17 protein-coding genes and 2 pseudogenes are annotated in these 10,793 nt (G+C 69.3%); 7 read left to right on the forward strand and 12 right to left on the reverse strand.

The features are described 5' to 3' along the window. Window positions 1-7 precede the first annotated feature (7 nt). Together E2651_RS45165 and E2651_RS46100 are read right to left on the reverse strand one after the other, a co-directional pair. Window positions 8-115, reverse strand: a pseudogene (locus E2651_RS45165) (ABC transporter permease); the annotation flags it as partial. Next, on the reverse strand, window positions 88-312 hold the full coding sequence (locus E2651_RS46100) for a hypothetical protein (RefSeq protein ID WP_348541615.1): 225 nt from the start codon (window positions 310-312) through the stop codon (window positions 88-90). The gene E2651_RS46100 and the pseudogene E2651_RS45165, both read right to left, overlap by 28 nt. On the opposite strand from E2651_RS46100, the gene E2651_RS09215 reads away from it, so the two are divergent. Next, entirely contained in the window at window positions 311-574 is a 264-nt protein-coding gene (locus tag E2651_RS09215; RefSeq protein WP_135330546.1) for a type II toxin-antitoxin system prevent-host-death family antitoxin, read from the forward strand. The two genes, E2651_RS46100 and E2651_RS09215, sit on opposite strands and share 2 nt — an antisense overlap. After that, the gene (locus E2651_RS09220; RefSeq protein WP_135330547.1) at window positions 571-822 is read left to right on the forward strand and encodes a type II toxin-antitoxin system RelE/ParE family toxin; all 252 of its coding nucleotides are present in this window, start codon (window positions 571-573) and stop codon (window positions 820-822) included. The genes E2651_RS09215 and E2651_RS09220 overlap by 4 nt, the downstream gene beginning before the upstream one ends. A gap of 2 nt (window positions 823-824) precedes the next feature. On the opposite strand, the gene E2651_RS09225 is transcribed toward E2651_RS09220, so the two are convergent. Next, a complete protein-coding gene (locus E2651_RS09225; RefSeq protein ID WP_135330548.1) occupies window positions 825-1,454 on the reverse strand; it encodes a PadR family transcriptional regulator in 630 nt (209 codons plus the stop codon). A gap of 43 nt (window positions 1,455-1,497) precedes the next feature. On the opposite strand from E2651_RS09225, the gene E2651_RS09230 reads away from it, so the two are divergent. After that, window positions 1,498-2,127, forward strand: a complete 630-nt coding sequence (locus E2651_RS09230) for a VOC family protein (RefSeq protein ID WP_135330549.1) — start codon at window positions 1,498-1,500, stop codon at window positions 2,125-2,127. On the opposite strand, the gene E2651_RS09235 is transcribed toward E2651_RS09230, so the two are convergent. From E2651_RS09235 to E2651_RS09245, 3 genes are all read right to left on the reverse strand, one after another. Further along, entirely contained in the window at window positions 2,124-2,669 is a 546-nt protein-coding gene (locus E2651_RS09235) for a DinB family protein (protein WP_135330550.1), read from the reverse strand. The genes E2651_RS09230 and E2651_RS09235 overlap by 4 nt on opposite strands. A 127-nt stretch (window positions 2,670-2,796) precedes the next feature. Next, window positions 2,797-4,254: an aldehyde dehydrogenase family protein gene (locus tag E2651_RS09240; RefSeq protein ID WP_135330551.1), complete on the reverse strand. Its 1,458-nt coding sequence runs from the start codon at window positions 4,252-4,254 to the stop codon at window positions 2,797-2,799. Between the two features lie 57 nt (window positions 4,255-4,311). Further along, on the reverse strand, window positions 4,312-5,175 hold the full coding sequence (locus E2651_RS09245) for a helix-turn-helix transcriptional regulator (protein WP_135330552.1): 864 nt from the start codon (window positions 5,173-5,175) through the stop codon (window positions 4,312-4,314). A gap of 287 nt (window positions 5,176-5,462) precedes the next feature. On the opposite strand from E2651_RS09245, the gene E2651_RS09250 reads away from it, so the two are divergent. Further along, window positions 5,463-5,948, forward strand: a complete 486-nt coding sequence (locus E2651_RS09250; RefSeq protein WP_135330553.1) for an ATP-binding protein — start codon at window positions 5,463-5,465, stop codon at window positions 5,946-5,948. Between the two features lie 163 nt (window positions 5,949-6,111). Here E2651_RS09250 and E2651_RS09255 read toward each other — a convergent pair whose 3' ends face one another. The 5 genes from E2651_RS09255 to rpmG form a co-directional block, all read right to left on the reverse strand. Beyond that, window positions 6,112-6,351: a DUF397 domain-containing protein gene (locus E2651_RS09255; protein ID WP_135330554.1), complete on the reverse strand. Its 240-nt coding sequence runs from the start codon at window positions 6,349-6,351 to the stop codon at window positions 6,112-6,114. Window positions 6,352-6,668: 317 nt separating this feature from the next. Beyond that, window positions 6,669-6,908: a 30S ribosomal protein S18 gene (rpsR, locus tag E2651_RS09260; protein WP_135330555.1), complete on the reverse strand. Its 240-nt coding sequence runs from the start codon at window positions 6,906-6,908 to the stop codon at window positions 6,669-6,671. After that, window positions 6,909-8,045, reverse strand: coding sequence for a GTP-binding protein (locus E2651_RS09265; RefSeq protein ID WP_135330556.1), 1,137 nt, complete (start codon window positions 8,043-8,045; stop codon window positions 6,909-6,911). After that, window positions 8,042-8,293: a type B 50S ribosomal protein L31 gene (locus E2651_RS09270; protein ID WP_135330557.1), complete on the reverse strand. Its 252-nt coding sequence runs from the start codon at window positions 8,291-8,293 to the stop codon at window positions 8,042-8,044. Before E2651_RS09270 ends, E2651_RS09265 begins: the two co-directional genes overlap by 4 nt. A gap of 5 nt (window positions 8,294-8,298) precedes the next feature. After that, window positions 8,299-8,463 (reverse strand): 50S ribosomal protein L33, encoded by a 165-nt coding sequence (rpmG, locus tag E2651_RS09275; RefSeq protein ID WP_003999141.1) that lies wholly within the window; start codon window positions 8,461-8,463, stop codon window positions 8,299-8,301. An 82-nt stretch (window positions 8,464-8,545) separates the two neighbouring features. On the opposite strand from rpmG, the gene rpmB reads away from it, so the two are divergent. From rpmB to E2651_RS09290, 3 genes are all read left to right on the forward strand, one after another. Then, entirely contained in the window at window positions 8,546-8,782 is a 237-nt protein-coding gene (gene rpmB, locus E2651_RS09280; RefSeq protein ID WP_135330562.1) for a 50S ribosomal protein L28, read from the forward strand. Continuing rightward, complete coding sequence (gene rpsN / locus E2651_RS09285) at window positions 8,782-9,087, forward strand: 30S ribosomal protein S14 (protein WP_135330558.1); 306 nt, start codon at window positions 8,782-8,784, stop codon at window positions 9,085-9,087. The genes rpmB and rpsN overlap by 1 nt, the downstream gene beginning before the upstream one ends. Before the next feature lie 64 nt (window positions 9,088-9,151). Beyond that, window positions 9,152-9,637, forward strand: a complete 486-nt coding sequence (locus E2651_RS09290) for a hypothetical protein (RefSeq protein ID WP_135330559.1) — start codon at window positions 9,152-9,154, stop codon at window positions 9,635-9,637. Window positions 9,638-9,655: 18 nt separating this feature from the next. Here E2651_RS09290 and E2651_RS09295 read toward each other — a convergent pair. Next, window positions 9,656-10,750: pseudogene (locus E2651_RS09295) on the reverse strand (FUSC family protein); the annotation flags it as partial. Between the last annotated feature and the right edge of the window lie 43 nt (window positions 10,751-10,793).

The raw sequence follows: 10,793 nt of genomic DNA on the forward strand, positions 1-10,793 counted from the left end.
TGCTCGCCTACTTGCTGAGCGCTCCGAACTTCCGTACGGCCAGCGGCAGGAACACCCCGACGAGCACCACCAGCCACACCACCGCCATCAGTCCCGCATGCTCGGCCGCCCACGAAGTCCCCACCACTCCGGGGTCGTTGCCGAGGCGAGGGACTGCAGCATGTCGGCGACCGAACGGCCCACGAGGACCGCCCCGTTGGTCAGCGCCTCCATCCGGTCCGCGACCGGTGCGCTCGCCAGCCTGCGGTCGGCGTCCAGGGCGGCCGCACCGGGCAACAGGCGGGCCGCCTCCTCCAGTTGGGCCGCGTGCATGTCTGCTACATATCCGATCGCCGAAGCGCGCGGCAAGCTGGGGGACCTCGCCCCCAGAGCCGCCCAGCACGAGCACATCACCCTCACCGACCGCGGCGTACCGGCCGCAGTCCTCATCTCCCCCGCCGAGCTCGAGGATCTGGAGGACGCGCTCGCTCTGGCCCGCCTCGAACGCGACCGCGCCCTCGACCGCACCGAAGCGCCCATCCCGCACCACGAGGCACGCCAAGCGCTCATTGAGGCAGCTGGGGGCGGAGCTTGAGCCGGCAGGTGCCGTGGGAGCCGTCAGCCCTCAACACCGCCACCGGCCACCTCAAGACCGACCCGGACAGCCTCCAGGACCTCCTGACAGCCACCGACCGGCTCGCCGAAGAGCCCCGTCCGGCGGGATCACGGCCCTGGGGCATCGACTACCGCCGCCTCCACCTGGGGCGCTGGAGGATCTTGTACCGCATCGACACCGACGCCCGGACCCTTCACATCGAGCACATCAGGCGTACGGACATGTGAGCTCAGCGCGGCCCCGCCCCGCTCGCGTACGGGTTCTCCTGCCCCTCGGCGAGCACGCCGACGAACGGCTCGCCCTCCCCCGCGAACGTGTACGCCCCGCCCTCGATGCGCTCGATCAGGCCGCGCGCCCACTCCGCGCCGCCGTCGGCCGTGTGCACCCAGAGGTTCATGATCTCGCCGATGTGCCCGAGCTGCTCCGGGCCGTCCTCGGGCGTGTAGTACTCCGTGACGGACCTGCGCCAGGCCTCGATGGCGCCCACCCGCTCCTTGAGCAGCTCGACGGCCTCGTCGCGCGGCAGGTCGACGATGAAGCCGAGCCCCGCCGAGAGGATGTCGGGCCGCTGGTCGTACGAGGTGAGGGCGGACCGCAGCAGCGCGAAGTACTCCTCGGTGCCCGCCTCCGTGATCTCGTACTCCGTGCGCGGCGGCCCGCCCGCGGTGGACGGGGCGATCTCGTGCGCGTGCAGCAGGCCTTGCTTCGCCATCTGCTTCAGGGCGTGGTAGATCGAGCCGGGCTTGGCGTTGGACCACTCGTGGGCGCCCCAGTACTCCAGGTCGTTGCGCACCTGATAGCCGTGCGCACGGCCGTGCTGACGGACGGCACCGAGGACAAGGAGTCGGATCGCCGACATGAAGCCACCTCTCTTTCTAATCAACTTTGATTAGAGTAGCGGTATGGCCGAGACAATGATCCCCTTGCTCCCCTGCCACAGGCTCGACGAGACACTCGACTTCTACGAGGCCATCGGTTTCGAGGTGACCTTCCGCCAGAAGGCGCCCAATCCGTACGGCGTGGTCCGGCGCGGCGACATGGAACTGCAGTTCTTCCAGCTGAAGGACTACGACCCCAAGGCCTCCTACAGCACCTGCTACATCCTGACCGACGACGTGAACACCCTCCACGCGTCCTTCCGCGCCGGCCTCAAGCAGACCCTCGGCCGGATCCCGACCCGCGGCCTGCCCCGGATCGGGACCGTGCGGGACATGAGCTACGGCGTGCGGCAGTTCCTGATGACGGACCCGGCGGGCAACTGCGTCCGCATCGGGCAGCGCAGCGCCGATTCCTTCGAGCACGCGCCGGTGCCCAAGGAGCGGTACGCGCGTGCCCTGCACCAGGCCACCCTCCTCGGCGCGTCCAAGGAGGACCACGCGGCCGCGGTGCGCATCATCGACCGGGCGCTGGCGGCCGACGGCACCCCCACCCCGGAACAGCTCCGGGAGCTGCACGCCCTGCGGGCGGAGATGGCCGCACACCTTGACGACGAGGAGCAGGAGAGCCCTAGCCAGCCCCTGGCCAACCCCTAGCCCCAGCTCTCCCCGCGTTCCAGCGCCACCAGCTCGAAGGCCGTCTTGCCGTCGAGGGACTCGCGGATGATGTCGGCGTGGCCCGCGTGGCGGGACATCTCGGTGATCAGGCGGAGCAGGACCCAGCGCATCGATACGTCCTCCTTCGGGAACCACGGCTGGTCGGGGAGCGCGAAGGTCTCGTCGAGGGTGGGCAGGGAGCGGATGAACTCCTCGGTGCGGTCCGCCACTTGGGTCCAGTACGCGAGGGCCGACTCGACGGTCTCGCCCTCGACCAAGCGGAAGCACTCGTCCCAGTTCGCCTCCGTCCGCTCGACCGCGGGGTCGACTCCCTTGGCCCGCGCGATCCAGCCTTCCTCGACCTCCGCGACATGCTTGAGCAGTCCGGAGAGCGCGAGTTCGCTGGCGCTCGGCTTCGTCGCCGCCTGCTCGTCGGTCAGGCCGATCAGGGCCCTCCGGACGCCGCCTCGCTCGGCGGCGAGGAAGGCGAGCAGCGCGCCGCGCTCGTCGCCGGGGGCTTCTGCGTTGACGTGGGTGACCATGGGGTCCGCCTCTCCGAGCCTGTGGAGCCTGCCGGGCTTTCCGACACCACAGACGCTACGGACCCTTGCGGTCAGGTTCTGTCCGCAAGGGTCCGGGAGTTCTACGACGTACGCAGAAGTTCAGAGATCAGAAGGGGAAGCGCGACCTTGCGTGCTGCACCGAGATCCACTTCTGCGTCGTGAACGCGTCCACCGTCGACTCGCCGTTCAGCCGGCCGACGCCCGAGCTCTTCTCGCCGCCGAAGGGCACGATCGGCTCGTCGTGCACCGTGCCGTCGTTCACGTGGAACATGCCGCACTTCACTTGTCGCGCGAACCGCACGCCGCGCTCCACGTCGGCCGTGTGGACGGCGCCGCTGAGCCCGTACGGCGTGTCGTTGGTGATCCGCAGGGCGTCTTCCTCGCCGTCGAAGGGCACCAGGATCGCGACCGGGCCGAAGATCTCCTGTTGCAGGACCGGGGAGTCGGACGGCACGTCCGCCAGGACGGTGGGGTGCACGAGGTTGCCCTCGACGCGGCCGTGGATCAGCGCCTTCGCGCCCGACGCGACCGTCTGCTCGACGGTCTTCGTCACGGCGTCCGCCTGCGAGGAGTTGATCAGCGGGCCGATGTGCGTCGCCGGGTCCGCCGGGTCGCCGACCTTCAGGGACGCGACCTTCTCGACGAACTTGTCGGTGAACTCCGCCTGGAGGGACCGGTCGACAAGGATGCGGTTGGCGGCCATGCAGACCTGCCCCTGGTGCACGAACCGGCTGAAGACCGCCGCGTCCACTGCGTAGTCGACGTCCGCGTCGTCCAGGACGACAAGCGCGCCGTTGCCGCCGAGTTCGAGGATCGAGCGCTTGAAGTTCGAGGCGCAGACCGTGCCGACATGACGGCCCACGCGGTCCGAGCCGGTGAAGGAGATGACGCTGGGCACCGGGTGCTCGATGAACGCGTCACCGATCTCGGCTATGTCGGTGACGACCACGTTCAGCACACCGGCCGGAAGCCCCGCGTCCTCGAAGAGTCTCGCGAGGAAGGCGCCGCCCATCACGGGCGTGTTCTGGTGCGGCTTGAGCACCACCGCGTTGCCCAGGGCGAGCGCCGGGGCGACCGTCTTGAGGGAGAGCAGGAGCGGGAAGTTGAAGGGGCTGATGACCCCGACCACGCCCACCGGGACGCGGTAGAGGCGGTTCTCCTTGCCGTCGTCGGGCGACGGCAGGATGCGGCCCTCGGCCTGCAGCGCGACATGGACGGCCTCGCGCAGGAACTCCTTGGTGAGGTGGAGCTCGAAGGCGGCCTTGAGCCGGGTGCCACCCAGCTCGGCGACTATCGCGTCGGATATCTCGTCCTCGCGGTCCTCGATGATGCGCAGGGCACGCTCGAAGACGGCACGCCTGGCGTAGGGGTTGGTCGCACCCCACTCCTTCTGCGCACGCTCGGCCGCCCGGTAGGCCTGGTCCACCTCGTCGGCCGTGGCCACGGTGATCGACGCCAGCTTCTCCCCGCTGTACGGGTTGAAGTCGATGATGTCCCAGGAGCCGGACCCGGCCTTCCACTCACCGTCGATGTACTGGTGAGCCAGGTCAGTGAAGAAGGACATGAGACCCCTTGCCGCAGACTGTGCAGACATCTGATTTCACGTCATCGTACTGACGTTTCAGGTCAGTTGAAGTAGACCGCGGAGAAGATCCCGACTATCGGCCGGATTCGGGCTGTCGCTCTGCAACTGCCCAACTACCCGTTCGTACTGGGCCACTTCCTCTGCCTTGTCGAGATACAGCGCTCCGGTCAGCTGTTCCACGTACACGACGTCCGAGAGGTCCGACTCCGGGAAGCGCAGCATGGTGAACGCTCCGCTCTCGCCCGAGTGCCCGCCGAAACTGAACGGCATCACCTGGAGGGTGACATTCGGCCGTTCCGAGATTTCGATGAGGTGCTGGATCTGACCGCGCATCACTTCCCGGTCCCCGTAAGGCCGACGCAGGGCCGCCTCGTCGAGTACGCAGTGGAAGAGGGGAGCGCGTTCGGAGATGAGCAGCTTCTGGCGCTCCAGGCGCAGGGCGACGCGGCGCTCGATGTCGGCCTTGCTCGCACCCTTCATGCCGCGGGCGACGACCGCGTGGGCGTACGCCTCCGTCTGCAACAGGCCGTTGACGAACTGCACTTCATAGACGCGGATGAGCGAAGCGGCGCCTTCGAGACCCACATAGGTCTGGAACCAGCCGGGCAGGACATCGGAGTAACTGTGCCACCAGCCGGCGAGGTTGGCCTCTTTGGCGAGGGAGAGGAGGGCGACACGCTCCGACTCCTCGGTGACGCCGTACAGCGTCAACAGGTCCTCGACGTCCCTGGACTTGAAGCTCACCCGTCCCAACTCCATGCGGCTGATCTTCGATTCGGAAGCGCGGATCGAGTAGCCGGCCGCTTCACGGGTGATGCCACGAGATTCCCTCAGGCGCCTGAGTTGCGAGCCAAGGAGCATGCGCCGTACGACCGAGCCGCTCGACTCCCCTGCGGTCACTTCGCTCAATCCTCCCCATCACTTGGAAGCCAGCAGTCTGCCATTAAACGCTCCGGGCCGTACACGTTCGGTTACAGAAACGGAAAGCCTTCGGAAGTCCTCCACAAGAAGTCGTAGGAAGAAATGGGCAAGAAGTGGCACGGGAGCGGCCAAGTCCGGCGCGTGCACGTGCATCTGCCCTTGCATCTGCTGTACGCATTCGGAACCATGGTCCGCGCGCCACCTCTGTACCACCGACCGCGCCACCGCTCCATCGCTATGTACCGCGAAACCGGGGAGTGCCTCGCATGGGGACGAATGGATCGACCATGCTCGAGCCGTTACGGCAGGGGCTTCCCCCACTCGACCCCTCGGCAGTCTCCAGCGCGGCATCCTGCTCTCTGCCCGCCCGCTACGAAGCGGTGGGCAGCGCACGGCAGTTCACGCGCAAGACGCTGAACCAGTGGGAACTGGAAGAGCGCTTCGACGACATAGCCCTCGTCGTCTCCGAACTCGTCACCAACGCCCTCAGACACGCGCTGCCGTCCGACACCCCGCGCGACCAGAACCCGCCGGTGCGGCTGCATCTGATGCGCTGGACCTCGCGCCTGGTGTGCGCGGTGCGCGATCCCAGCGACGACAGTCCGGTGGCGCGCGAGACGGACGACGACTTCTCCGCCGAGTCGGGCCGCGGCCTGTTCCTGGTGGACTCCTTCAGCGACAGCTGGGGCTGGCACCCGCTCGCGGGCACCCTGCGCGGCAAGGTGGTCTGGGCGCTGTTCCAGCTGCCGTAGGCGGGCCGGCCGCCGTCACCGACGTGGGCGGGCCGGCCGCCCCGGCCTTGCCGTAGACGGGGCTAGGGCCTGTCCGATGGGTCAGGCCGGCCTTCGCGCCGGGTGCCGATTGACCCCGGCAGGACCCATCGGACAGGCCCTGACCGCCCATGTCGTAGACGGGCTAACCACCGATCAGGTGGTCGAACTCCCCGTCCTTCATCCCGAGCAGCATCGCCTCGATCTCCGCCCGCGTGTAGACGAGCGCCGGGCCCTCGGGGAAGCGCGAGTTGCGTACGGCGACGTCGCCGCCCGGCAGTTTCGCGAATTCCACGCAGGATCCCTGCGAGTTGCTGTGCCTGCTCTTCTGCCAGACCACCCCGTGAAGTTCCGTGGCCGCCATGCCGTTAAACACGTGGTGCACAGGTCGCTCCCCGGTGGTGCAATGCCCGATGTGGCTGTAGATGCAGTGGTCAACTGTCCCGGATCATAGCTGTGTTCACATGCCGATGCATGGGCAGATGCACGTGCACGCGGGGTGTTCCCTTGGTTACAGCTCTGTCAGCGCCTGCCCCGGACATCGCATGACATGCGAATCCCTTTACGTCTTAGGGAGAGACGCGTACCGCGCCGTTCTTGTTCCACCCCTGCGCGGGCACAAAAGGAGGCAGGGGATCCCCTACGGACTCAACCGTAGGAGATCCCCTGCCGATGCGAGGGATCCGGCGTGCCGGGCGCGGGTCAGCGAGGAGACCCGTACGGCAGCAGCGCCATCTCCCGGGCATTCTTGATCGCCCGCGCGAGCAGCCGCTGCTGCTGGGCGCTGACCCGGGTGACCCGCCGGGAGCGGATCTTGCCCCGGTCCGAGATGAACTTCCGGAGCAGGTCCGTGTCCTTGTAGTCGATGTACGTGATCTCCGCCTGGTCCAGGGGGTTGGGACGCGGCTTCTGGACGCGCGGATTCGGCTTGCGGGGGGACATTCAGACCTCCAGGAGGGTGTCGAAGGCGGGGGGCAGGTGTTTCCAGGCGTCGCGCCCTGCGGCGTACTCCTCGTCGGTCAACAGGCAGGACTCCAGGACCTCTTCGAGCCCCTCACGGTCCAGGCCCGGCGAGATGAAGACCAGGTGCTGGCAGCAGTCGCCGTGCTCCGGATGCCAGTCGAGCGCGGCCGCCGCGCGCCGCACCGGCGGCACCATCTCCCACGCGGCGTCCGGCAGCGAGGCCAGCCACGGCCCCGCGCTCTCCACGCACAGGGCGCCGCCGGCCGCGTCCCAGCCGAGCAGCGTGTCCGGATGGTCGGCCAGCCAGAACCGGCCGCGGCTGCGCGCCGCCGCGCAGGTCAGATCCTCCAGGGCCTGATAGAGCCGCTCCGGGTGGAAGGGCCGGTCCCGGTGCCATACGAGCGTGGCGACCCCGTGCTCGTCGGCGTCGGTCGGCAGCAGCGCACAGGACGGGTGCTGTGCCGCGGCGGCCGCCTCGACGTCGAAACCGGCGAGCGCGGCGCCCGCCAGGTCCCCATGACCGCTGATCGGGACCTGACGGGCAGTCGGGTGGAGCTGGGCGAGCAGCGCGCGGTCCTCGTCGTCGGCCTCGGGAGAGTCCGCGACGGCAAGGACGGGTGCGTACTCGAGCTGGCGGGCCCAGGTGTCGGCGACCGTGCGCTGGTCGGAGGCGGCGGCCGCGAGCCCGGCCTCCAGGAGGTCGTCGCCGTTGCCGAGGTAGGGCAGAAGCAGCGCCGGGTCGACGGCCGTGATCACGCCGCTCAGCCGCAGGCCCCCGTGCGCCGTGATCACCTCGGCCATCGCCTTGGGCTCGACGGAGTCCCACAGCTCGACGACCGCGAGCCGGGTGAGCCCCGAGTCCGCGAGCCGTTCGAGCTCCGGCACCAGGTCCTCGCGCAGCGCGCAGCACGCGCAGTCGTTGACCAGCGGCGCCTCGCCGGTGGAGAGCACGCCGGTGGCGTCGCGCACCGTGCGTACGACCGTGCCGTGCACGGCCGTCGCCAGGTCGTGGTGGAGCGCGACGCTGCCCGGAACGGTGGTGAGGAGCCGGTCGACGGCCTGCTTGCGGGCGTCGGAGTGCAGGCCTCCGACGATCGCGATGTCCATCGAGCTCATCGGCCGCGCTCACCGTAACGGCGCTCGAACCGCTCCACGCGGCCCGCGGTGTCCAGGACCTTGGCCGTGCCCGTATAGAAGGGGTGGCTCGCGGAGGAGACCTCGACGTCGATGACGGGGTAGCTGCGCCCGTCCTCCCACTCGACGGTCTTCTCGCTGGTCGCGGTGGACCGGGTGAGGAAGGCGAAGCCGGAGGACTTGTCGCGGAAGACGACCGGGCCGTACGGCGGGTGGATGTCCTTGCGCATGGCGGTCAGCGCTCCTCTCGGAAATCGACGTGGCGCCCGACGACGGGGTCGTACTTGCGCAGGGTCATGCGGTCGGGGTCGTTGCGGCGGTTCTTGCGGGTCACGTACGTGTACCCGGTGCCGGCCGTGGACCGGAGCTTGATGACGGGGCGGAGTTCGTTGCGAGCCATGGCGCTAGTGTATGAAAATGAATCCCGTTTTCAAAACGGTTCCGCAGGGGATCCCTTCCCCATGACCGAGAGGTGCGTCACCTTGTCCGCCCACTGCCAGCTGACCGGCGCGAAGCCGGGCTTCGGCAACCAGATCTCCCATTCGCACCGGCGTACGTCGCGCCGGTTCGACGTCAACGTCCAGAGCAAGCGCTACTGGCTGCCGAGCGAGGGCCGCCACGTACGGCTGCGGCTCAGCGCCAAGGGCATCAAGACCGTCGACGCCATCGGCGTCGAGGCCGCCGTCGCCCGGATCCGTGCCCGCGGGGTGAGGGTCTGATGGCGAAGAAGAGCAAGATCGCGAAGAACGACAAGCGGCGCGAGACCGTCGCCCGGTACGCCGCACGGCGTGCCGAGCTGAAGGAGGTCATCCGCAGGCCCGGCACCGCCGAGGCCGAACGGGTCGCGGCCCGGCGGGAGTTGGGGCGCCAGCCGCGGGACGCGAGCGCCACGCGCGTACGCAATCGGGACAGCGTCGACGGGCGTCCGCGCGGATACGTGGGGAAGTTCGGGCTCTCGAGGGTGAAGTTGCGTGATCAAGCGCACGCCGGATTCCTCCCCGGGGTGCGCAAGTCGTCCTGGTAGCTTGGCGCGCGATTCATTGAACGAGTCGGCCGGTGGCCAGTTGTCTAGGGGGACTTCAGTGCGCATGCACGTCCGGAACGTACGTATCGGTGCCGCGGCGGCGGGACTTGTCGCCGCTCTTGTCCTGACCGGTTGCAGCAGTGACGGCGACGACGGTGGCGACAAGGACAAGAGCTCGGCGGGTTCGTCCGCCGGGGCCGACGGGTCCAACACGCCGGACGAGGGCTCCGGCGACACCGGCGCCAAGGACGGGAGCGTGGAGGGCAGTTGGGTCACCACCGCCGACGGGAACCCGCTCGCGATGGTGATCGCCGGCAAGCAGGCGACGCTGCTCGGTGAGGACGTGCTGTGCAGCGGCACCGCGAGCGCCGACACCATCGAGCTCAAGTGCGCCAAGGGCGACTCGGGCCGTACCAAGGGCACGGTCGAGTCGGTCAACGGCACGTCGATGTCGGTCGCGTGGGAGGGCTCCGGGACGGACCAGTTCACGAAGACCGAGGGCGGGAAGCTGCCGGAGGGGCTGCCGACGGCGGAACTTCCGCAGTCCTGATTTCTCTCTTTTCTGCCGTCAGCGGGCGGCAGGGCCTTCGGGGCCCTGCCGCCCGTTGGTCTTTTCCTGTGCGTCGGAGCCGTCCAGGAGCATCGGGGCCGGGCTCGTGTCCAGGGCGTCGGAGAACTCCTCCAGGGTGGTGAGGAGGAGGCCCGCGCCTCTGCGGACGACCCGGTCGGGTACGCCTTCGCCGTCCCACTCCTCCAGGGCGGTACGGACCGCGTCCCACTTCGGTACGCGGCGTTCGCGGACCGCCTTGGCGCCCTGCTCGGTCGACTTGCGCAGGGCCTTGGCCAGGCGGGCCGCCGCGGGGACGGGGGTCGCGCCACGCTCGGGCAGATGGGCCTCCATCAGCATGGCCACGCGCCCGAGTTGGGCCAGTGCCTCCTCGGCGTCGGTGGCCGCGGCGCGGGAGAGGCCCCGGTGGCGTACCGGCTCGATCTTGGCGCGGTCGGACGCCTCATGCCAGGCGATGCGGGCGTCGCGGGCGGCGAGCAGCGCCTCGCGGACGTCGGGGCAGGACTTGCCCGCGGGGTCGGCGTAGTGGCCGACGACCGCGGCGGCGTAACGGCCGTCCGCGATCAGCCAGTCGGCGAGGCGGGTGCGAAGCCGTGGCGTCTCCCAGGCCGGGTACACGGCGTACGCGATCATCGCGAGGACGCCGCCGAGGAGGGTCAGGATGACGCGTTCCGGCACCGTCTGCGTCCACTGCTCGCCGCCCATGCCGAGCAGGAACACGACGTACGCGGCGACGCAGGCCTGGGCCGCCATCTGGCCCGTACGCATCAGCAGGTACATCATTCCGGCGCACAGGACGGCGAGGATCGCGGAGAGTCCGACGTCGGGGTGCGCCAGCTGGACCAGGCCGGTGGCCAGGGCGACGCCGACCAGGGTGCCGCCGAAGCGGGCCACCGCGCGTGAGTACGTCTGCGAGAAGTCGGGACGCATCACCATGACGGAGGCCATGGGGGCCCAGTAGCCGTGGCCGAAGGGGAGCCAGGTGCCCAGGAGGTAGCCGGCGGCGGCCACCGCGGTGACGCGGATCGCGTGGCGGGTGACGGGGGACTCGTGGCGGAGGTCGGCGCGCATGGCGCGCAGGGCCGCGGGGATCAGGGCCTGTCTCGTATACACATCTCCGAGCCCACGAGACGCTCAT

Source organism: Streptomyces sp. MZ04, assembly GCF_004684775.1.
Lineage (GTDB): Bacteria > Actinomycetota > Actinomycetes > Streptomycetales > Streptomycetaceae > Streptomyces.

Excerpts from the sequence above, each read along its gene's own strand:
- E2651_RS46100 (WP_348541615.1), bottom strand. The coding sequence starts at position 312 with ATGCACGCGGCCCAACTGGAGGAGGCGGCCCGCCTGTTGCCCGGTGCG.
- E2651_RS09250 (WP_135330553.1), top strand. The coding sequence starts at position 5,463 with ATGGGGACGAATGGATCGACCATGCTCGAGCCGTTACGGCAGGGGCTT.
- E2651_RS09225 (WP_135330548.1), bottom strand. The coding sequence starts at position 1,454 with ATGTCGGCGATCCGACTCCTTGTCCTCGGTGCCGTCCGTCAGCACGGC.
- E2651_RS09235 (WP_135330550.1), bottom strand. The coding sequence starts at position 2,669 with ATGGTCACCCACGTCAACGCAGAAGCCCCCGGCGACGAGCGCGGCGCG.
- E2651_RS09230 (WP_135330549.1), top strand. The coding sequence starts at position 1,498 with ATGGCCGAGACAATGATCCCCTTGCTCCCCTGCCACAGGCTCGACGAG.
- E2651_RS09215 (WP_135330546.1), top strand. The coding sequence starts at position 311 with ATGTCTGCTACATATCCGATCGCCGAAGCGCGCGGCAAGCTGGGGGAC.
- rpmG (WP_003999141.1), bottom strand. The coding sequence starts at position 8,463 with ATGGCTCGCAACGAACTCCGCCCCGTCATCAAGCTCCGGTCCACGGCC.
- E2651_RS09290 (WP_135330559.1), top strand. The coding sequence starts at position 9,152 with ATGCACGTCCGGAACGTACGTATCGGTGCCGCGGCGGCGGGACTTGTC.
- E2651_RS09265 (WP_135330556.1), bottom strand. The coding sequence starts at position 8,045 with ATGAGCTCGATGGACATCGCGATCGTCGGAGGCCTGCACTCCGACGCC.
- rpsR (WP_135330555.1), bottom strand. The coding sequence starts at position 6,908 with ATGTCCCCCCGCAAGCCGAATCCGCGCGTCCAGAAGCCGCGTCCCAAC.
- rpsN (WP_135330558.1), top strand. The coding sequence starts at position 8,782 with ATGGCGAAGAAGAGCAAGATCGCGAAGAACGACAAGCGGCGCGAGACC.
- E2651_RS09270 (WP_135330557.1), bottom strand. The coding sequence starts at position 8,293 with ATGCGCAAGGACATCCACCCGCCGTACGGCCCGGTCGTCTTCCGCGAC.
- E2651_RS09240 (WP_135330551.1), bottom strand. The coding sequence starts at position 4,254 with ATGTCCTTCTTCACTGACCTGGCTCACCAGTACATCGACGGTGAGTGG.